Genomic DNA, 20,771 nt, shown 5'->3' on the forward strand with positions numbered 1-20,771 from the left:
TTATACTTAATGGGCGGGAAGTTTTCTATTAATAGCCAAGAGCGCAACTGTTAACACCCCTTCCGCCAACTACAGACAGACGCGACAAGAAGAGCCGGGTTAAGTTGAAATATCAGCTATAAGATTATGACTGAAGAGAATTTAAACAGGCTCATAATGCTATGACTGAAAGAGATGCTATAAAAGTATTTGAAGCTAAAAAGATTCGTGCTGTTTGGGATGAGCAAAAAGAGAATGGTATTGCAAGTTGGCGATGGACGGAAAAAAATGAAAGTTTGGGAGAGGATGTGGAATAATCAACTATGATAGATACCCCATTTTGATGGTCTAAGTATGATAGATACCAGAAATAAATGTTATCTATCATATTTATTGCTCTAGTAATAAGTGATTTATGAAAATAAATGAGAGCATGATAGTTGTTTTTTACTCATAGAGAAGATATTTTGTTCTCATCTCTTTGTAATCCTGTAATTCCTTTTGCCAGCTATTTCTTATTTTTTCTTCCGAATCCCCTCTAAGGATAGCTTTGCGTACACTATCTGTACCTAAAAGCAAATCAAACCATCGGGCGCGGGAGAAGAAAGCTGTGCCTTCACCGGACAAACGGTAGAAATGCAGGAAGTAGCGGAGCGTAAATCCGTTCATGTCGTCCTCGTTCCTAAGGTCTTCTCCATAGCAAGCAACATTCTTGTGCATCGGATTTTTGTCAAAGCCGGGGAGAGAGTGGGGAGTAAAAGTAAAATCTCCATATTTCTTGTTGGGTGCCCCCAGTACTTGAAAAGGAAATGTAGTTCCCCGGCCTACGCTGACACGGGTTGCTTCGAAAGGGCAAAGCGAGGCGTACAGGCGGATGGACTGGTCATTCGGTAGATTAGGAGAGGGTTTTATGGGAAGTGAATAAGGTTCTCCGTGTTTCCATCCGGTCATTGGGATTATCCTTAATGGGCAAGGATTTTTCTTGTTGGCAATCCATCCTTCCCCGTTTATCATTTGTGCCAGTTCGCCGATGGTGCATCCGTGAAGCACGGGGATAGGTAGCATGCCGACAAAACTTCGGTAAGCCGGTTTCAGTATTGGCCCTTCTACGTAATCACATGGATTGGGACGGTCCAGTACAATCATCTCCTTGTTATTTTCTGCGCAGGCTTCCATTACATAATACATCGTACTGATATAAGTATAGAAGCGTGCTCCCACATCCTGAATATCAAATAAGATAATGTCGATGTCTTTTAGTTGGGCGGCAGTCGGCTTTTTGTTGTTGCCGTAAAGGGAAACGATGGGAACTCCGGTGTGCGAATCTTTTCCGTCTTTCACAGTCTCCCCCGCATCTGCATTTCCCCGGAATCCATGTTCGGGGGCAAATACTTTGATTACATTGATGTTTTGCTTCAGTAGGGTATCGAGCAAGTGAGTCTGCTTCGTCCCGACAACAGAAGTGTGGTTTACAACCATTCCGACACGTTTCCCCCGGATAAACGGCAGGTATTGTTCGAAGCGTTCGGCACCTGTAGCAACTTTGCCGCTGACACACTCGGGAAAGAGCGCGATAAATAGAAAATAAAGAATAAGGGAAAGTCTATTTCTCATGTCGGTGATTTTTTGTAATATTGCACAAAAATATTAATTTCTCATCAAGAGAGCAAAAAAAACAAGCACATGAATCCATACGAAATCATTGATAAATATTATTCGGAGAATACGCAGCAGAGACAAATCTTAGTAATACATAGTCTGGCTGTGGCCGGAAAAGCAATGAAAATGCTGGATGCTCATCCCGAATTGCGTTTAAACCGGAGTTTTGTGAAAGAAGCCGCTCTGTTGCATGATATTGGTATTTTTCAGACGGACGCTCCAGCCATTCAGTGCTTTGGCACTCATCCTTATATCGCGCACGGATATTTGGGAGCCGAAATCTTGCGGGCGGAAGGTTTCCCTCAACACGCATTGGTGTGCGAACGTCATACGGGAGCCGGACTTTCGTTGGAGGATATCATTGCCCAGCAACTTCCCGTTCCTCATCGCGAGATGCTGCCCATTACTTTAGAGGAGCAATTGATTTGCTTTGCGGATAAGTTCTTTTCTAAAACCCATCTGGATGAAGAGAAAACAGTGGAGAAAGCGCGGCGAAGTATTGCAAAATATGGTGAGGAAGGTCTGAGTCGCTTTGATAGATGGTGTTCTCTCTTTTTATAGCACTAAAAAATAATTAAATAACGAAGTTTCTGGCTCATAATTGGTGAAGTTTGTGTACTTTTGCCACTTCAAGCGTAAACTATTAGTTAATGGCGCCATTGAAAGCAAAAATACTTATATCATTCATACTGCTGATTGTCTTACTGATGCTTCCCGATGAGGCTACGTCTCAGCGTCGAAGAAGAGGAATGATTGCCTCCAATACTGCACAGAAGGACTCCCTGCAAGGGAAAGATTCTTTGAAGGCGGATACGGTTACGGTACGCATTGATTCCGTCGCACCCGTTCAGAAGAAGCAACCGCTTGATGCACCGGTTGTATATGAATCTAACGACTCCACCGTATTTACTTTGGGCGGGTCTGCTACGCTTTACGGTAGCGGAAAGGTCAATTATCAGAATATCGAACTGGCTGCCGAAGTCATTTCGATGAACCTGGACAGCAGTACTGTTCATGCCTATGGCATCAAAGACTCCACCGGAGTGGAAAAAGGCAAACCTGTATTCAAAGAGGGGGATACTTCTTATGATACGGAAACTATCCGTTATAACTTCAAGACCAAGAAAGCAGGAATCACGGACATCGTTACCCAGCAGGGAGAAGGATACGTGACCGGTAGTAAGGCAAAGAAAGGGGCGAATGATGAAATCTTTATGGAGCATGGACGTTATACGACTTGCGACCACCACGATCATCCTCACTTTTATATGCAATTGACGCGTGCGAAAGTACGTCCTAAAAAGAATGTGGTAACAGGGCCCGCCTATCTGGTAGTGGAAGACGTCCCCTTGCCATTGGCTGTTCCGTTCTTTTTCTTCCCGTTCTCCAGCAGTTATTCTTCCGGTTTCATTATGCCGACTTATATGGACGACTCCAGCCGTGGTTTCGGTCTGGCCGAAGGGGGATATTATTTTGCCATCAGTGATATAATGGACTTGAAGATGACGGGGGATATTTTCACGAAAGGTTCATGGAGACTGTCCGGATTAACAAATTATAATAAGCGCTATAAATACTCCGGTACACTGCAAGCGGACTATCAGGTCACCAAGACGGGAGATAAAGGGATGCCGGACTATGCAGTTGCCAAGGATTTTAAGGTAGTATGGAATCATCGTCAGGATGCCAAGGCCAGCCCGAACAGCACTTTCTCTGCCAGTGTGAACTTCTCAACCAGTAGTTACGAACGTTCCAATATCAACAACCTCTATAACTCCCAGTTGTTGACTCAGAATACCAAAACATCAAGTATCAGTTACTCGCGAAGTTTCCCCGATATCGGTCTGACCTTATCCGGAACTACTAATATCGCACAGACAATGAGTGACTCTTCTATTGCGGTCACTTTGCCTGACTTGAATATTACATTAAGCCGTCTGTTCCCGTTCAAACGTAAGAAAGCGGCAGGTGCCGAACGTTGGTATGAGAAGATTTCTCTTAGCTATACCGGACGTCTGACAAACAGTATCCGTACGAAGGATGACCGTTTATTCAAAGCCGGACTGAGCGAATGGGAAAATGCAATGAATCATAATATTCCTATCAGCGCTACTTTTACGCTGTTCAAATATTTACAGGTTTCACCTTCGGTCAATTATACGGAACGCTGGTATACTCGTAAGATTAATCAGCAATACAATGAGGTAGAGCATAAATTGGAAGCATTGCCGGGTGATACGCTGAATGGCTTTTACCGGGTATCCGATTATTCGGCAAGTTTGAGTTTGAGTACGAAACTATATGGTATGTACAAACCTCTTTTTGCTAAGAAGAAAGAAATACAGATTCGTCATGTATTCACGCCGCAGGTAAGTCTTAGCGGTGCTCCGGGATTCAGCAAATACTGGGAAGAATATACAGATTATAATGGCAATACGCAATATTATTCCCCTTTCACGAGGCAACCTTATGGAGTGCCTTCGCGTGAAGGATCGGGAACAGTCACCTTCTCTATCTCAAATAATTTGGAGATGAAGTATTACGATGCCAAAAAAGATACGCTTAAAAAAGTCAGTCTGATTGATGAATTGGGAGCGAACATGTCCTATAATATGGCTGCCAAAGAGAGGCCATGGAGTGATTTAAGTATGAACATCCGTTTGAAACTGACGAAAAATTATACTTTCAACATGAATGCATCGTTTGCTACATATGCTTATACGTTCGATAAGAATGGTGATGTGGTGACCGGTAATCGTACGGAATGGTCGTATGGACGTTTCGGACGTTTCCAAGGATATGGCTCTTCTTTCAACTATACCTTTAATAATGACACCTGGAAGAAATGGTTCGGTCCGAAAGAGGATGAACAAGGCAAGGATAAGAAGTCGGAGGATGGAGAGGATGAAGATGCTGACGGAACGGAAGGAGATGGCACTACGCCTAAGAAGGTAGAGAAAGCACAAGCTGACCCGGATGGCTATCAGGTGTTTAAGATGCCTTGGTCGTTGAGTCTTAGTTATTCGTTCAATATTCGCGAGGATAGGACGAAACCTATCAACCGTCATTCTATGAGATACCCTTATACGTATACGCATAACATTAATGCAAACGGAAATATAAAGATTTCTAACAACTGGTCGCTCTCGTTCAACTCCGGTTATGATTTTCAGGCAAAAGAGATTACGCAGACTTCTTGTACAATCTCCCGTGATTTGCACTGTTTCAACCTGTCCGCCAGCCTTTCTCCTTTCGGACGCTGGAAATACTACAATGTTACGATTCGTGCGAATGCAAGCATCTTGCAAGACTTGAAGTATGAGCAGAGAAGCCAGACGCAAAGTAACATTCAGTGGTACTAGGATAAGTGGAGAATTAATAATTGAGAGTTGAGAGTAGAAATTCGGGCGTGTAATTGTTTTGCTACAATATAGAAAAAGAAAAATGGCTGCGCTATCATTCGACGAATAGTGCAGCCATTTTTTTGCTTTTTGCTCTTTTTTACTCTTTGCTTTTTCTCTTTATTCTTAACTCTCCATTCTCGACTTCTCCAACTACCATGCGATTTCAGTTTTTCCATGTGCTTTCAGGTAATCGTTTGTACGGCTGAAATGTTTGTTTCCAAAGAAGCCGTTGTAAGCTGAAAGAGGAGAGGGGTGGGCAGAGGTGAGCACCAGATGTTTGTTGCGGTCGATAAACGCTCCTTTCTTTTGAGCATATGAGCCCCACAGGATAAATACCAGATTTTCTTTTTCTTCTGCCAGGGCACGGATGGCAGCATCGGTAAATGTTTCCCAGCCCTTATTCTGATGTGAACCTGCCTGGCGGGCACGTACGGTCAGGGTTGCGTTGAGTAATAGAACTCCTTGTTCTGCCCAGCGAGTCAGGTTTCCCGTGGTCGGGGCGTCTGAACCAATATCTGCTTTTATTTCTTTGAAGATGTTTACCAATGAAGGGGGGAAGGGGACTCCGTCATTCACAGAGAAACAGAGACCATGTGCTTGTCCCGGTCCATGGTAAGGATCTTGTCCTATAATTACAACTTTCACTTTGTCAAAGGGGCAAAGATTGAAAGCATTGAATATCAGTTTTCCCGGTGGAAATATCTGATACTGGCTATATTCGCTTTTGACGAAATCGGTCAGTGTGCGAAAGTAGTCTTTGTCGAATTCAGGTGCCAGATGTGTCTTCCAGCTTTCTTCAATCTGTACGTTCATAGTAATTATATAAGATGTATTTCAAGTTCCTCACATTCCTTGCGCATATCTTCGGGCCAGATACTGGCTTGTATTTCTCCAATATGGGCTTTGCGCAGGTAGAACATACACAAGCGGGATTGTCCGATACCACCACCGATAGATAATGGAAGGGTGTCGTTCATCAGTCGCTTGTGGAAATAAAGTTCCAGTCGTTTCTCTTCTTTCTCTTCTTTCAACTGACGTTGAAGGGCTTCTTTGTCTACACGGATACCCATGGATGACAGTTCAATGGAACGTTGCAGTACATCGTCCCACAGAAGGAGGTCGCCGTTCAGTCCGGGGAGGTCGTTGAGTCCTTTGGATGTGTAGTCATCGTAGTCCGGTGCACGTCCGTCATGCTTCTTACCGTCGCTTAGTTTGCAACCGATACCTATAATAAACACGGCTCCGTATTTTTTGCAGATAGCATGTTCGCGGCATTTAGGCTCCAGATCTGGATAAAGTTGGCGTAATTCTTCTGAATGGATGAAATGTAGCTTTTGTGGCAGGCACGGCTTGATTTGCGGATACATTTCGTATACCATATATTCTGTACGGATCATAGCCGCATAAATACGGTTGACGATCTCTTTCAGGAAGTTTACGTTCCGGTCTTCATTGGTAATGACACGCTCCCAGTCCCACTGGTCTACGTAGAGAGAATGTAGGTTGCCCAGTTCTTCATCGGAGCGGATGGCGTTCATATCTGTATAAATGCCATAACCGGGTTCGATATGGTAATCGGCTAATGTCAGTCTTTTCCATTTAGCCAATGAATGAACTACTTCGGCTTGTGCATCGCCCAAGTCTTTGATAGGGAAAGAAACAGGGCGTTCTATTCCATTCAAGTCATCATTGATACCCATACCTTTCAACACAAACAGGGGGGCAGTCACACGTCGGAGACGCAATTCGGACGATAAGTTTAACTGGAAGAACTCTTTTATTTGTTTGATTCCCAACTCGGTCTGTTTGAGGTCGAGTAGTGGGTTATAGTTCTTAGGTTTTATCAAGTAACTCATAGGTTTATTGAATGTTGATTGTCGACAAAGATAGGAATAAAATTGATATATGTAATGGATATTCTCTAAAATATTGTCAAATTGATAAAGTAAATACTGTAAAGCGTTTCAAAATAACAGAACTTGGATAAGGGAAAGTTATATAAGAAGTATAAAAAAAGAAGAAACATTAGGAAAATGAGAAGTTTTTTTATACTTTTGTCCTCGCATTTGAAAAGAATGGCTCCGTAGCTTAGTGAATAGAGCGTCAGATTCCGGTTCTGAAGGTCGTGCGTTTGAATCGCACCGGGGTCACAGATGAATCCCTTGATAGTCAGTAGATTATTGAGGGATTTCTTTTGTTTGCTGGTGTTGCTTAAGAGTGGATTCATGGCTCATTCTGAAAATTGGGGGATTTGATTCAGGGCAATCACATTCTTAACAAAATAGATTCATTCCTGTGTGAAAGTGAGCTAAACTGTGCAGTTCTGACTCGTTCGATAGCGGAATACTGTGTAACTTACCTCTTTCTTTATAACTAAAGTATCATCAATGCCACTATAAGATTATTGCCATTCATCGCTTTCACCTGATTCCTGAAATGCCGATGAATAAGGCTATAGCGGGTGAAAGCGGGGGGTGAAATCAGGTGAAACAGAACATTATCGGTTTCACCTTGTTTTTTCAAAATATCCTTTGAGCTAAAACCAATATCATTATAGCTAATCTGGATATCATTATAGCTAATGAAAATAGGCTTATAGCAAATCCATTGTCAGGTATTAACAGATGAACTGTTAGATGTTAATAGCCTAGTCGTCAGGTGTTAATACCTTGGTTCTCATCTGTTAATACTTAAATTGGTACATCTATAGATTCAACAGATTGCATCTATATACTCACCGTATTGCATCTATATATTCAGCACGGTGGCTATATATGTCCATCACGGTGGCTATATATGTCTAGCAATCGGTATAAATAAATTCAAAAGGTGAAAGCGATAATGGAAGACTTCACCTGTTTTTTTCCTACGCTTTCACCCGCTATCTCCTTATTCATCGATGTTTCAGTTATAAGGTGAAACGGGTGGAACTTATGAGTCAAAAGTTCATGTTATACTTATGCAAATCAGTAATTGAAAACAAAATCTCATTCATTACAGTATAGAATTGAATTAAATTTTAAGGATGTGATTGTCTTGAATCAAATCCCCAAGAATTACAACTGAGCCGGATTCATAATGTAGAATAGTATATAATTGGCTTTCTTGTTTCCTAATTTGAAATAAACTAATATGCTGATTATTAGAGAAGAAATTAAGAAGGGTGAGATTTAGAGTGCCGGAGCTTACAACGTCAAGGTGAGATTTACACAGGTCAGAAAGGTTAAAAGACTATCGGGCAGTCTGTTTGTAAGCTCTAAGGATTTAACCCAGTCTTTCAATTTGTTGTACATGACAGGATTGATACAATAACTATCGATTGTAATCCTAATATCCAAAATCTTTTACCCGTTAATTCCATATATTATATCGTTTTTGGATATAGTAACAACACCCACATATTAATACAGCAGATAGCAATGTATTAAAAATATTCATTGTTGTAAACATGAGCCATGTCATTGCATCCCCACAGTCATAGACTTCTATTTGCATTAACCATGTGAACAAAATATTTATGGAGAAAAATGTAAGTAAAGCCAATTTCCACCAAGAATTGCCTTTGTAAAATAACCATGCAATAATACTGCCAAGTAAGTATGAACATAGATAGGTTGGAATAACAGCACCCTCTATCAGCCAAGTAATTTCCATGAATGAAAGAGGATGAAGTAACATCGTAATTATACACCAAAGTAATATTAGGCCCTCATACTTCCAGATGTTTTTATCAGTTAGTTTCATTTATTGCTTTCTCTTATGTAATAAGAATTCATTTAATATGTAAACACAAATATAGTACATTTATTGGAATAGAACTAAGCCAAACTGTTCTAAATCAGAATTAAATACAGTACTTATTGGGGCATATAGATAGAATTTCTACTATTATTCTTCTCTCTTTAATTTTAGAAAATCCATCTTGTTGAGATGCTATGCTTTGGTGAAGTGGGATTGGGGAATTAATCAAGTTTTATACCAACATTGAATAATTGAGAAGAGACAGTTCTCAACTTTTAATAAACAATAGTTTTTGCAAATTAAATAGCTTTTAGTAACTTTGCAACAATTTCAGATACTTAATGCGTTAAGTCTGAAAGGACTTATTAGTTAATATAGAGCGTTTGATGATATTACTTTGTCTTAGAAAATCGCCAATTTTCAAAAGCGGAACAAATGTAATACAACAGGACGCTCACGCCTCGTGTTTATACTCCTTTTTAGATTGTATATTCATAGTGGCGTGGGACTGTTGTTTATTTGTTCCGTGGGTGTTTGGCGATACCTCTAAGACAGATAAGAAATTAACAGTTCCCACGCTTTTTTATTATGTAACAGTCAGTAGGGAACACTGACTATAATACATTTATTATACAAAATAGACAGTTCTAACCTGAAACTACCGCCAATTGGCAAGTGGGCAATATAATTGCGTATCCTCACACTTATTTCTGTAATTGACCCTTTCTATTGAGGGTATAGAAAGATAAACAATCTATTAAAATGAGAACATTTAAATTTATTGGACTATTTATAACCATTACTATTTTTATTTCATGTGCTACCAGTATTCCAATAAGCCTCTTATGCGATGAGCAACATATAGAAATATATGTTGACGAAGAATATGTTGGGCGAGGACAAGTTAACTATATTGTTCCCAAAGGAACTGATTATATTAAAGTTTCATGTAGAGAAAATGGTGTTGAGATATATAATAGGAATTATTATGTCAAAGGAAAGAAAAATCAGTTGTTTGAATTGAATATTCCTAAAGATTATCGTTATTCTTCTGGACAACAAGTTAAACCTCAAATTAAATAATGTAAGTAATATGATTATGAAAAAATTCTTACTTTTAATAACAGTACTATTAATGTCTGTGGTCGTGTGTCACGCAGAGAAAATACCTAAGGTTGTAAAGGTTACCGTTGAACCCAAGGATGCTGCCATATATATAAATAATGCTTTAGCAGGTTATGGATATGCAGAATTTACACGTCCAAAGAAAAAAAATGAAGTTATAATCATCCGATGTGAATGTAATGAATATAAACCGATTTTGACTAAGTTTTATGGAGGGGATAAACGGACTAGTTTGTCTTTTGCATTGCAGCAAGATGGATTTTATCGTGCTTCTGCCGCATCCGGTGTTGTGAATAAATTTTTTACAATTGATTTGGATTCCCTTTATTATCATGTGGATGGTGATAAAGTGGATGCTTCACCTGCATGGAAATTACTACATCAAATACTTTTGAATTACTTTGATGAAATTGCCGCTACTGATATATATGGTGGTTATTTACAAACTCCATGGCAATACAAGGCATTTAGTCTATCTGAAAAGCAGATAAGGAATAGAGTAACGATTAGGGATATTTCGACACCTAAGCGTGTCGCTTTTCAAATAAAAGTTTCATCAGAAGTTGCAGGAACTATGGCTGCGAGACATGGAGAGTTTACTGAAGTAGACCGTATTCCTAAAGAGTTAGAGCCCTTGATCGAAGAGTTACAAACACGTATAGGCAAAGTTAGTAGTCTTTAATTTTTTAATCATTTAATATTATAATTTATGAAAAAGTTAGTATTTACAGTTGGAATGGCATTCATCTTGCTTAATCAGACAAATGCCCAAAATTTTAAAGAAACGTTTGATGCGAATTCTCTCGAATGGACAGAATGTGCTTTTGAAAGTAATAATGGAACAGCCGTCATAGATGGGGGCAAAATGACTATCGTATCAAAAGGAGAAAATAAAGGGTTAGGAATTGCTCTTACTGCATTAAGTGGTGTAGCTACTAAAGTTGGTGCAAATACATTCTTTGAGACTCATTGCTATGCTCCGCTTGATGTACAGAAACCTTTCAAAATCAGAACGCACGTCAATATTCAGAAATTGACAAATGATCGTACCACTGGATTAGTCTTTAATTATAGGGACGGAGGAAACTTCTATTGTTTCAATTTCAATAATGAAATGGTACGATTTGAACGTAGAGTGGATGGAATAGTGGTAGGAGCTATCCAACAAGGTGTAAAATGGAAGGATAAAAAAAAGGTTGACCAAGAATGGGAACTTATAAGCGATGGACAGGTTCTTACATTCATTGTTGATGGTGTACAGATTCTGAAAGTACGTTATATGCCATTAGAATATACAGGATTTGGTTACTATACATTTGGTAAGCAGGAACTTCAAGTAGACGATGTAGAATTTATCCAATTATAATTTGAAAGTATCAAAAGGCAGCATTTGAAGTAACATTCACTTGCTGCCTTTTAGTTTCCATTCCTGTTTACTTATCTCCGTCTCTTCCTCTTTTCTTTAGCTTCTTGAAACTTGGAGTCCTTTTTCGGAAAGCGTCATTTCTACAAAGCGGGCACGAGGATTGGGAGCATGCTCCGTCAGTATCCGTCGGATCTGTCCGGCTGCTTGCGGGTCTTTGGCTACCATGTATAAGTAACCGCCGCCACCTGCTCCGGGAAGTTTGTATCCTAATGTATAATCCTTAATCATCTCGATAATAGCCGCTACTGCCGGTGGATTCGTACCGCAGTCCAATGCTTGGTTTTGTATCCAGGTTTTGCCGACCAATCGACCGAAGCTATCGAAATTACTGCGCAGGATAGCTTCGCTCATATCCATGGCGTGTGCTTTCATTTCGGCTAGCAAACTTAGATGCGGACCGGAATTGAGGAACATGGAGCTGACAATTTCGGCTAATATACCTTTGGCTGTACGGGTGATTCCTGTATAGTATAGCAAGTGGCAGTCGCGATAATCAGGATGAACAAAGAGCTGGTCGGGTAGCCATCGTACTAACGGTTTCTGCTCGAAACCTGCTTCGGATTGAAGCAGTTTGACACCAGAAAATACACCGCCGTATTGGTCTTGCCAACCGCCGCCTGTGGTCAGGAGTTGCTCCAGTACTAATGTGTAACTGCAAATATCATTCTTGTCCCAGGCCAGTCCGCAGAAATCATTGATAGCCCCGAGAACGGTGGATGCCAAGATAGAACTGGTCCCCAAGCCGGAACCTGCCGGGATGGCAGCCAAGAGTGTAATTTCTATTCCCGAGCCGAAAGCTTTCAAATGTTCTTCCAATGAGGTGTAAGCTTCGGCGGAGAACACCGGTGCAAAACCTGCCAAGCTAAGCGCTGCTTTAGGAATGGAGAACGGAGAACCGACTTTCTTATAGTCTTGCAGTTCTTCATAGTTCCTGATAATCTCCATTGCGCCCATGTCGATAGAGCGGAGTACGATGTGATATTCTTTGCAGGGTTTCACATATACTTGTAATGGTGGCTGACCGTTCAATTCTATGGCAAGATTAACGACACTTCCACCGGAATAAAGAGAGTAGGGCGGAGTATCCGTCCATCCTCCGGCCACATCAATCCGCACGGGACTGCGTCCCCATACGATTTGGTCGGAATAAACGCTGAGTATAGGATGGTTTTTACGCTCCGGCATAACTCCCAGCAAACCGTCGCGAAGCAGTTGGAAAGCAGCCTGTTCTTCTTTTTGATAAGCATCTTCTCCACGTAACTTCATAATCCGTGCACGGAGCATGCGGTTGTGTATCCGAACCATTGGTGCGGCATCCTCTTTCAGTGTGTCGGGAGTATCTAAATCCAAACGTACAAATTCATGGGCTGCATCCTGCAAATCGAGTTGGTAGAACACGCTCTTTTCATAGTTGGCTGCCAATCCTTTCCAGTTCTCTTTGCGGAAACTGCTGCGTTGTGTATAAAGGCGTTTAAGATTAGCACCTGCCGAAATTTCATCAGCCGAAACTTTTTCCGCTTTCAGCCAAAGTTCTTTTCCTTTTTCCATTTGGGGTTCTGACGTCATCCAGCGTACTAATATCCCCAGTTCTTCTATTGAAGCAGTTTTAGGGAATATGGAAGCGGCCTGCAAATCGTCCGTGCGACCTTTGATGTCGTCCCACGTAATTCCCCTTTCTTCCATCCATTGCGGGAACGGGATATTGAGATAAGTAGTCGTTACTTTTTCCAACGCTCCTTTGAATACATCATCCAATCCATATGGGCGGGCTACGAAATCGTGTTCACCGACAGGAATAATATCTACACAGATACCATCCGGCAGACAGACGTTCCAATAATTTTCCGGTACTCCGGTAATGATTTGCCGGGAACCCAGTTTCCAGCCTTTTCCTATATGGCTGTTCTCAATCCAAAGGTTGGCGTTATCGGCCGAAAGAGAAATCTGCGTGATAGAATTCTGAATAAAAATAGCCGGATTGGGTTTTACTTTCCGGTGCATGATTTTTCTCTGGTCGCGTACCTTATCCTGGATGGATAGTGTGGAAGAAATTAGTTCACGGCTTGTGCCATAGTGATAGAATTCTCCACCAGGTAAAGGTAATATGGCTACAGACAGTTGGTTGATTTCTTCATCTTCTGTCTTGGGATGCTCTCCCAGGGCCAATCCGTAGTCTGAATATAAATCATAATAATTAATATCGTTCGTTCCTTCTTTTAACGAGTGCTTCATCAATACTTCCACGGCACGGTCACTTAGAATCCAAATGCCGATGTCCATCAAGAAAAGATGTGTTTTGGATAAACTCTCCAATTCTTCAAGCGAAGGTTTCTGCAACATGAAGTCGAGAACTTCCGGGCTTTTCCGGTCGGATACAAACACACCATGGTGTGTTGCCAGTGATGGGTTCACCCAAAGACCGTAGCACACGACATCTACATTGGGAATGTCTTGTAACGGCTTTTCCGAACGGATATATACATCTCCGCTGGCTATCAGCGTGTTCAGTCCGGCAGGAGCTTGTTTCATGATTCTTTCGTATAGCGGAAGCTGCAATGACAGCAGGTTCTGCCCCAACTTCTGTCCTCGTTCCCAACTGAAAATGGGGATGGGAGTTAGTATCTTACCGGAAGGCCCGTAGCTTGGCAGACGGCGGCTTTGTCCGCCCGCATGAAGCAATATCCTCTTCTCGCGTCCTATCCAGTTGCTAAAAGTATCCTGAGGTGCAAATTCCTGATGGCAGGCTTGCAACAGCCAGGTAGTTCCACCGCCGGAACCCAGTTTGCTTCCAATAGGGTCTGACGTACAAAACCAGTCGGCGTGATTCACTTCTTCCAGTTCGTGAAAACACTGGATTAAGTTAGGGGGTAAGGATAATAACTTTTGCATAGTAGAATCGGTATTATAAAGATAAACATATTAATGAATAAAACGGATGTTTATATGTTCAGGGAGTCCCAGGCTTCACTAAGTGCTTGCATGGAAGGGAACAATAAATCAGCTCCTGCATCCAGTAAGACCTGTCCGTCCAGCGGTCCTGTGTTTACAGCAATCGTGAAGATGCCCGCTTTGTGTCCGGCTTCCACTCCCAACGGAGCGTTTTCTATGACAACGGCTTCGTCTGCGTTCAATCCGCCTTTTTTAAGTGCCATTAGATAAGGTTCCGGGTGTGGCTTTCCGTATTTTACATCGAAAGCCGTAACCATCAATTCTTTTTTGAACATGCCCGGAAAGTTGTGCTCCAATCGCTCGAGCAGCGATAACTGCCCCGAACCGGTCACTACCATAGGAACCAGTCCTTCACTCTTTATTTTTTGTAATAACTCCCATGCACCGGGCATACGTTCCGCTTCCGCATACGAATTGAACAGGACACTTTTCTCCTGATAGATACTTTCTATCTCTTCCTGGGTAGCTTCCCTGCCTAGTTCACGTTGGAATACGATGTTGATAGTAGCAGCTCCCGTCCGTCCTTCGTGCATATACGCTTCTTCGCGGCTGAGGGTGAGCCCGTGAGATTTCATTACTTTATGCCAGGCTTCGGAGTGGTAGGGCATAGAGTTGAAAAGTACACCGTCCATGTCGAACAAGACGGCTTTCAGTTTCTTTTTCATACTTGGTACGTCGTAGAATCTTTTCTCGTAATACTTATTTTTTTATTATCATTTTCTTCAATTCAGGCAGGGTGATGACTACATCATAATGATTGCCCGATTTCGTTCCGATATATCTGTAAGCTACGCTTTTATCATTGTTGATACAGGTTTTCAAGAATACCTGAGTTGCCGGGTCGGACTGTGCAGCCAAATTTGCAACAATTCCTTTCTTTACTTCTTCCGCATTTGCTTCAATCTGGCTGATGGGACATACGTCTTCATCTACTTTGCAGATATAAACAACCGATTCATCAATAAGTTCGATTTTTTCTATAAGGATTTCCTCGCTTGCCTGCATCGGGAATTGCAGATTTGCCATTTTCAGTTGTGCTTCAAGTTTGGCACGTTCGCTTTGTGACGGGTCGGATTCGGCTTTGAGAACTTCTTTCACTTCTTCGGGGGTGAGTTCGCAGACTGCCTCCTGGCCGGAGTCTTTCCCTACAAACTTCATTTGAAGTCCTGCGTTACATTCGGCTACCAGTTTAAGCATCTCTTTGACATCTTTCGCCGGATTCCGGAACATAATCTTGATAGACTCTTTCATGCTTTCGGGGTTGTCCTTCAAGATGGTTATATCGGTAATGCTTTCATTCATGTTGAGCGTGTACACCACATTGCTCCCGTCATAAGTGATGCTGGTAATCGTACCGACTTCTCCCATATCCATTGGGCATTGTTTGTTTGCAATAGTAACTATTGCTTTGAGTTTACTTTCTTGGCAACTGCTGATTGATACCATCAATAATAGCAAGCTACATAGCAACACGAATCCGTAGGATTTCTTTAGTACATTTTGTTTCATTCTATTCTTTTTTTAAAGTTGAGTCGTTTTAAATTATCCCCATATGCGAGGCAAAGATAACGATAAAAAATGAGAGATGGAGTAGAATGGCGAGATAGTTGTAAACAAGGCCGTTGTGTGATTAACTACACAAATATTTGCTGTTTAGAAGATTATGTGTATTTTTGTAACGTTATAAACTCGACGATAGCATGAAAAAGAGAGTATTATTGTTGCTACCATTGTTTTTAGGCGCTTGTTCCAATAGTGGGGAAAGTCCTGTGATAAAGATCGAAAAGCTACATGTGAAGGTTGAATCGGATGGTGATAGTGCAAAAGAAGAAGACTATGCCAATAAAATGGATGAGTTGCCGGCTCTGAAAGTGGGAGACGAGGTAAAGGCTCTTTTACTTTTGGATGGAAATGGTGCCGAATTGAAAACTTTTACACTTCAGAATGATGAAGAAGTAAAAGCTAAACCCAAATTTTTGACGGAATCGGAAATCTCTACAGAAGGTAATTTGACTGATGAAAGTAAAGGGCAATATCGTTTTAAGGACGGAGTAAGGCAAACCAAAGTAGAGGTGGAGGCTACTGTTATTCATGTCAATGAAGATGGTGAAGTTAAGTTATCTTTTTATCTTTCTTCGAAGGCTGAATGTGAAGGAGCACAAGAAGAAATCGGCTTAAAAACAAAGGTCGATGATGAAAAAGAGGAATAAAGGTGACGGAAAAGAATAAAAACAACTTCGGCACAGGATATAAAAAAGAAGCGGTTTACAGAAAACCGCTTCTTTTTTATATATAGACTTTATTCTATTACAATTTAGCGCGAATCGCTTTAGACTCTTCTTCATAACCCGGTTTGTCAAGCAAGGCAAACATATTTTTCTTGTATGCTTCTACACCTGGTTGGTTGAACGGATTCACGCCCAGCAGATAACCGCTGATGCCGCAAGCCTTCTCAAAGAAATACAGCAAACCGCCGATATTGTATTCGTTCAATGAAGGAAGAACAATACGCATATTAGGTACGCCACCGTCTACGTGAGCCAACTGAGTACCGAGTTCCGCCATCTTGTTCACTTCGTCCACACGTTTGCCGGCTAAGAAATTCAGGCCGTCCAGGTTTGCTTCGTCAAAAGGAACTTCCAGTTTATGGTCTACCTTATCCAGTGAGATAACAGTTTCGAAGATAGAGCGTTCACCTTCTTGAATCCATTGTCCCATAGAGTGAAGGTCAGTAGAGAAGTCTACTGATGCGGGGAAAATACCCTTGTTGTCCTTACCTTCTGATTCTCCGTATAGCTGTTTCCACCATTCGCTTACATAATGCAGTTTCGGGCAGAAGTTGACGAGGATTTCGATTTTCTTTCCGTTTCTGTACAGTTCGTTACGGGTAGCAGCGTAGATAGCAGCAGGGTTTTCGGCAAACGGAACGTCTGCGCCACATGCCTTTTCCATGTCGGCAGCACCGGCAACTAGTTGCTCAATGTCGAATCCGGCAACAGCAATTGGCAGCAAACCAACCGGAGTCAGGACAGAGAAACGTCCGCCTACGTTATCGGGGATGATGAATGTTTTGTATCCTTCCTTGTCGGCAGTAACACGTGCAGCACCTTTTTTAGCATCTGTAACGGCTACGATAACCTGTTTGGCGGTTTCCTTGCCACGTTGGTCTTCGCATTGTTTTTTCAACAGACGGAACGCAAGCGCAGTTTCGGTTGTCGTTCCTGATTTGGAGATATTGATAACACCGAACTTCTTGTCTTTCAGATATTCGGTGAGTTCATACAGATAATCTTCGCTGATGTTGTGTCCGGCATAAATCATGACAGGAGCCGTTTTCTTGTCCTGCAACCAAGTGAAGCTGTTAGACAAAGCCTCGATTACAGCACGGGCACCTAGGTAGCTACCACCGATACCGGCAATGATTACTACTTCGCAGTTGTCTCTCAAAACTTTTGCAGTAGCGTTCAATTCAGCCAAATGTTCTTTGCTGATAAAAGACGGCAAGTGTAGCCAACCTAAGAAGTCGTTGCCTTTTCCGGTTCCTTTTTCCAGCATTTCCTGTGCGGCTTTTACCTCTGCATCGTAGGCAGAAACCTTTTCTTTGGAGATAAATCCAAAAGTTTTTTCAATGTTCAAGCTAATCATATCTTTCTTGTTTAAAGGTTATCTAAAAGAATCAGTTAGTAATTTAATCTCAATCATAGGCGAGATGCGTTCGTACAAGATATTGTATACAGCGTCCAGTATCGGCATATTGACATGATGATGCTTGTTGATTTCCTTGATACATTTCGTACCGTAGTAACCTTCGGCAATCATTTCCATTTCAATCTGTGCGCTCTTTACGGAATATCCCTTGCCTATCATCGAACCGAATGTCCGGTTACGGCTGAAGTTGGAGTATCCCGTCACCAGCAAGTCTCCGAGATAAACAGATTCGTCTACGTTTCTGTTCAACGGGTGCACCGTATTCAGGAAACGGTTCATCTCCTGGATAGCGTTGGAAATCAGTACGGCTTGGAAGTTGTCACCGTATTTCAGTCCGCTGCAAATGCCGGCAGCGATAGCATACACGTTTTTGAGTACCGAACTATATTCGATACCTGATACGTCGTCACTAACAGATGTTTTGATAAAACTGCTTCCCAGACGGCGTGCAAAGATGCGTGCTTTGTCTTTGTCCGGGCAGGCAATGGTCAGATAAGAGAGGCGTTCCAAGGCTACTTCTTCTGCATGGCAGGGACCTGCCAGTACAGCTATGTTTTCGGGAGGAACACCGTATTCCTTGGTGAAGTATTCTGATACGATAACGTTGTCGTCGGGTACGATTCCTTTGATAGCGGTGATGATGAACTTATCCTTTATCTTGGTTTTCAGCTTTTTCAAGTGAACTTTCAGATAAGGGGAAGGAGTGACGAAGATCAGCGTATCTGATTCTTTCACAACATCGTTGATGTTGGAACTGAAACAGATACGCTTTGTATCGAATTTTACTCCTGTCAGATAAGCCGGATTGTGCCCCAATCTCTTGAAATCGGCGATGCGGTCGTCGCGTCGCATATACCAATTGATAGAGTCTTCTTGAGCCAGACACATCTTTGCAATAGCTGTGGCCCAACTTCCACCGCCCATTATCGCTATCTTACCGGGTAATTTCATTTGTATGAATTTGGATGAAGAACTTATTTAATTTTCTGTATCCAATCAGTTACGTCGTTTACCGACGGGTTGGTCAGTGCTAATTTATATTTCTTGTTGATACCGCAGATGTCCTGGTGCAACTTCTGTGGATTGACATCTTTCATGTCAGCTACAGTGTTGTAACCGGCTTTTTGGATCACCGGAACCCAATCTTCTGTGATTCCCAGTTCCATATATTTAGCGGCAGCGTCTTTTTTCACTACTTTTTCCGGACGCATTTGCGGGAAGAATAATACTTCCTGAATGGTAGTCTGGCCGGTCATTAACATAACCAGACGGTCGATGCCGATACCGATACCCGATGTAGGAGGCATACCATATTGTAAAGCACGCAGGAAGTCCTGGTCGATAATCATCGCTTCGTCGTCTCCCTTGTCGGCCAAACGCATTTGCTCTTTAAAACGTTCTTCCTGGTCGATCGGGTCGTTCAATTCCGAGTAGGCGTTGGCAAGTTCCTTGCCGTTTACCATTAACTCGAAACGTTCGGTCAGTCCCGGTTTAGAACGATGCATCTTGGTCAGCGGAGACATTTCAACCGGATAATCGGTGATGAAAGTCGGCTGGATGTAAGTACCTTCGCAGAATTCACCGAAGATTTCGTCAATCAACTTACCTTTACCCATTGTGTCGTCGATTTCCTCCATTTTCAGTTCCTTGCAGACTTGGCGGATTTCTTCTTCGCTCTTGCCGTTCAGATCGTAACCGGTCTTTTCCTTGATAGCATCGAGGATAGGCAGACGGCGGTAAGGAGCTTTGAAACTGATGGTCTTTCCGTCAACAACGCTTTCCGTACAGCCGTTTACAGCGATACAGATACGTTCCAGTAACTTCTCGGTAAAGTTCATCATCCAATTATAGTCCTTGTATTGAACATAAAGTTCCATACAGGTAAATTCCGGATTGTGAGTCTTGTCCATACCCTCGTTGCGGAAGTTCTTACCTATTTCATATACACCTTCAAAACCACCTACAATCAGTCTTTTCAGATAAAGTTCCGTTGCGATGCGCAGGTAAAGGTCTATATCCAGTGAGTTATGGTGAGTGATGAACGGGCGTGCACTGGCTCCACCGGCAATAGATTGTAGGATAGGAGTTTCCACTTCCGTGTAGCCGGCTTCATCCAAAACGTTGCGCAGTGTTTTCACTACGGTGGCACGTTTCAGGAATGTTTCTTTGATGCCGTCGTTTACTACCAAATCGACATAGCGTTGGCGATAACGGAGTTCGGGATCTTCAAAAGAGTCGTAAGCTACTCCGTCTTTGTATTTAACGATAGGCAACGGTTTGATAGACTTTGCCAGTACAGTCAGTTTTTTTGCATGGATACTGATTTCACCCATTTGTGTGCGGAACACAAAACCTTCGATACCGATAAAGTCACCTAAGTCGAGCAGGCGTTTGAATACAGCGTTGTATAGTTCCTTGTCTTCTCCCTGACAGATATCATCGCGGGTGATGTACACCTGGATGCGACCTTTGGAGTCCTGTAATTCAATAAAAGAAGCTTTACCCATTACGCGGCGGCTCATGATACGTCCGGCTACGGAAACTTGGCGTGGCTCTTCGTCGTCTTTAAATTCAGCTTTAATATCTGTAGAGAAAGCATTGGTTACATACTCTGCTGCAGGGTACGGATCAATACCCATTGCACGAAGCTCATTCAGACTGTTACGTCGAATAATTTCCTGTTCACTTAGTTCTAATATATTCATTTCGTTACGTATTAACTCAATTTTGTGGGCAAAAATACGAAACTTTTCTCATATATCCTGTAATCTGTCTCTTTT

General features: G+C 42.0%; 15 protein-coding genes, 1 tRNA gene and 1 pseudogene. 8 read left to right on the forward strand and 9 right to left on the reverse strand.

Annotation, left to right across the window (positions count from 1 at the left end; all coding sequences use genetic code 11):
* Positions 1-161 precede the first annotated feature (161 nt).
* Entirely contained in the window at positions 162-296 is a 135-nt protein-coding gene (locus NSB03_RS08380; RefSeq protein ID WP_257466327.1) for a hypothetical protein, read from the forward strand.
* A 130-nt stretch (positions 297-426) separates the two neighbouring features.
* On the opposite strand, the gene NSB03_RS08385 is transcribed toward NSB03_RS08380, so the two are convergent.
* A complete protein-coding gene (locus NSB03_RS08385) occupies positions 427-1,593 on the reverse strand; it encodes an exo-beta-N-acetylmuramidase NamZ family protein (RefSeq protein WP_024988148.1) in 1,167 nt (388 codons plus the stop codon).
* A gap of 69 nt (positions 1,594-1,662) precedes the next feature.
* Here NSB03_RS08385 and NSB03_RS08390 point away from each other — a divergent pair, with 69 nt between their 5' ends.
* Positions 1,663-2,199, forward strand: coding sequence for an HDIG domain-containing metalloprotein (locus NSB03_RS08390; RefSeq protein ID WP_135037587.1), 537 nt, complete (start codon positions 1,663-1,665; stop codon positions 2,197-2,199).
* A gap of 89 nt (positions 2,200-2,288) precedes the next feature.
* The gene (locus tag NSB03_RS08395; RefSeq protein WP_257466328.1) at positions 2,289-5,000 is read left to right on the forward strand and encodes a putative LPS assembly protein LptD; all 2,712 of its coding nucleotides are present in this window, start codon (positions 2,289-2,291) and stop codon (positions 4,998-5,000) included.
* Between the two features lie 192 nt (positions 5,001-5,192).
* On the opposite strand, the gene ung is transcribed toward NSB03_RS08395, so the two are convergent.
* Both ung and asnA read right to left on the reverse strand, forming a co-directional pair.
* A complete protein-coding gene (ung, locus tag NSB03_RS08400; RefSeq protein ID WP_135037581.1) occupies positions 5,193-5,855 on the reverse strand; it encodes a uracil-DNA glycosylase in 663 nt (220 codons plus the stop codon).
* A 5-nt stretch (positions 5,856-5,860) separates the two neighbouring features.
* Positions 5,861-6,898: an aspartate--ammonia ligase gene (gene asnA / locus NSB03_RS08405; RefSeq protein WP_257420587.1), complete on the reverse strand. Its 1,038-nt coding sequence runs from the start codon at positions 6,896-6,898 to the stop codon at positions 5,861-5,863.
* Positions 6,899-7,119: 221 nt separating this feature from the next.
* Between asnA and NSB03_RS08410 the strand changes: the two genes are divergently transcribed.
* The 4 genes from NSB03_RS08410 to NSB03_RS08425 all read left to right on the forward strand — a co-directional run bounded on the left by NSB03_RS08410 (position 7,120) and on the right by NSB03_RS08425 (position 11,274).
* A tRNA-Arg gene (locus NSB03_RS08410) sits at positions 7,120-7,192 on the forward strand.
* Between the two features lie 2,353 nt (positions 7,193-9,545).
* Positions 9,546-9,866 (forward strand): hypothetical protein, encoded by a 321-nt coding sequence (locus NSB03_RS08415; RefSeq protein ID WP_024988150.1) that lies wholly within the window; start codon positions 9,546-9,548, stop codon positions 9,864-9,866.
* A gap of 16 nt (positions 9,867-9,882) precedes the next feature.
* Positions 9,883-10,590 carry a hypothetical protein gene (locus NSB03_RS08420; RefSeq protein WP_180323278.1) on the forward strand — a complete coding sequence of 236 codons (708 nt, stop codon included), beginning with the start codon at positions 9,883-9,885 and terminating at the stop codon, positions 10,588-10,590.
* Positions 10,591-10,617: 27 nt separating this feature from the next.
* Positions 10,618-11,274: a hypothetical protein gene (locus tag NSB03_RS08425; RefSeq protein ID WP_024988152.1), complete on the forward strand. Its 657-nt coding sequence runs from the start codon at positions 10,618-10,620 to the stop codon at positions 11,272-11,274.
* A 96-nt stretch (positions 11,275-11,370) separates the two neighbouring features.
* Here the strand turns inward: NSB03_RS08425 and NSB03_RS08430 are convergent.
* The 3 genes and pseudogenes from NSB03_RS08430 to NSB03_RS08440 all read right to left on the reverse strand — a co-directional run.
* A pseudogene (locus NSB03_RS08430) lies at positions 11,371-14,226 on the reverse strand (bifunctional fucokinase/fucose-1-phosphate guanylyltransferase); the annotation flags it as partial.
* 47 nt (positions 14,227-14,273) lie between these two features.
* The gene (locus NSB03_RS08435; RefSeq protein ID WP_024988154.1) at positions 14,274-14,948 is read right to left on the reverse strand and encodes an inorganic diphosphatase; all 675 of its coding nucleotides are present in this window, start codon (positions 14,946-14,948) and stop codon (positions 14,274-14,276) included.
* 34 nt (positions 14,949-14,982) lie between these two features.
* On the reverse strand, positions 14,983-15,792 hold the full coding sequence (locus NSB03_RS08440) for a hypothetical protein (protein ID WP_024988155.1): 810 nt from the start codon (positions 15,790-15,792) through the stop codon (positions 14,983-14,985).
* A 191-nt stretch (positions 15,793-15,983) separates the two neighbouring features.
* Between NSB03_RS08440 and NSB03_RS08445 the strand changes: the two genes are divergently transcribed.
* The gene (locus NSB03_RS08445) at positions 15,984-16,493 is read left to right on the forward strand and encodes a DUF5035 family protein (protein WP_024988156.1); all 510 of its coding nucleotides are present in this window, start codon (positions 15,984-15,986) and stop codon (positions 16,491-16,493) included.
* Between the two features lie 97 nt (positions 16,494-16,590).
* Here the strand turns inward: NSB03_RS08445 and NSB03_RS08450 are convergent, their stop codons facing one another.
* From NSB03_RS08450 to lysS, 3 genes are read right to left on the reverse strand one after another with little or no spacing between them, the layout of a single operon-like run.
* Entirely contained in the window at positions 16,591-17,928 is a 1,338-nt protein-coding gene (locus NSB03_RS08450) for a glucose-6-phosphate isomerase (RefSeq protein ID WP_257466329.1), read from the reverse strand.
* Between the two features lie 18 nt (positions 17,929-17,946).
* Complete coding sequence (locus tag NSB03_RS08455) at positions 17,947-18,942, reverse strand: NAD(P)H-dependent glycerol-3-phosphate dehydrogenase (RefSeq protein WP_024988157.1); 996 nt, start codon at positions 18,940-18,942, stop codon at positions 17,947-17,949.
* A 23-nt stretch (positions 18,943-18,965) separates the two neighbouring features.
* Entirely contained in the window at positions 18,966-20,696 is a 1,731-nt protein-coding gene (lysS, locus tag NSB03_RS08460) for a lysine--tRNA ligase (RefSeq protein ID WP_024988158.1), read from the reverse strand.
* Between the last annotated feature and the right edge of the window lie 75 nt (positions 20,697-20,771).

Origin of the sequence: Bacteroides acidifaciens (assembly GCF_024623065.1) — a bacterium.
GTDB lineage: Bacteria > Bacteroidota > Bacteroidia > Bacteroidales > Bacteroidaceae > Bacteroides > Bacteroides acidifaciens.

Excerpts from the sequence above, each read along its gene's own strand:
- NSB03_RS08385 (WP_024988148.1), bottom strand. The coding sequence starts at position 1,593 with ATGAGAAATAGACTTTCCCTTATTCTTTATTTTCTATTTATCGCGCTC.
- NSB03_RS08440 (WP_024988155.1), bottom strand. The coding sequence starts at position 15,792 with ATGAAACAAAATGTACTAAAGAAATCCTACGGATTCGTGTTGCTATGT.
- NSB03_RS08390 (WP_135037587.1), top strand. The coding sequence starts at position 1,663 with ATGAATCCATACGAAATCATTGATAAATATTATTCGGAGAATACGCAG.
- NSB03_RS08395 (WP_257466328.1), top strand. The coding sequence starts at position 2,289 with ATGGCGCCATTGAAAGCAAAAATACTTATATCATTCATACTGCTGATT.
- NSB03_RS08455 (WP_024988157.1), bottom strand. The coding sequence starts at position 18,942 with ATGAAATTACCCGGTAAGATAGCGATAATGGGCGGTGGAAGTTGGGCC.
- ung (WP_135037581.1), bottom strand. The coding sequence starts at position 5,855 with ATGAACGTACAGATTGAAGAAAGCTGGAAGACACATCTGGCACCTGAA.
- NSB03_RS08445 (WP_024988156.1), top strand. The coding sequence starts at position 15,984 with ATGAAAAAGAGAGTATTATTGTTGCTACCATTGTTTTTAGGCGCTTGT.
- NSB03_RS08380 (WP_257466327.1), top strand. The coding sequence starts at position 162 with ATGACTGAAAGAGATGCTATAAAAGTATTTGAAGCTAAAAAGATTCGT.
- asnA (WP_257420587.1), bottom strand. The coding sequence starts at position 6,898 with ATGAGTTACTTGATAAAACCTAAGAACTATAACCCACTACTCGACCTC.
- NSB03_RS08435 (WP_024988154.1), bottom strand. The coding sequence starts at position 14,948 with ATGAAAAAGAAACTGAAAGCCGTCTTGTTCGACATGGACGGTGTACTT.
- NSB03_RS08415 (WP_024988150.1), top strand. The coding sequence starts at position 9,546 with ATGAGAACATTTAAATTTATTGGACTATTTATAACCATTACTATTTTT.
- NSB03_RS08425 (WP_024988152.1), top strand. The coding sequence starts at position 10,618 with ATGAAAAAGTTAGTATTTACAGTTGGAATGGCATTCATCTTGCTTAAT.
- NSB03_RS08420 (WP_180323278.1), top strand. The coding sequence starts at position 9,883 with ATGAAAAAATTCTTACTTTTAATAACAGTACTATTAATGTCTGTGGTC.
- lysS (WP_024988158.1), bottom strand. The coding sequence starts at position 20,696 with ATGAATATATTAGAACTAAGTGAACAGGAAATTATTCGACGTAACAGT.
- NSB03_RS08450 (WP_257466329.1), bottom strand. The coding sequence starts at position 17,928 with ATGATTAGCTTGAACATTGAAAAAACTTTTGGATTTATCTCCAAAGAA.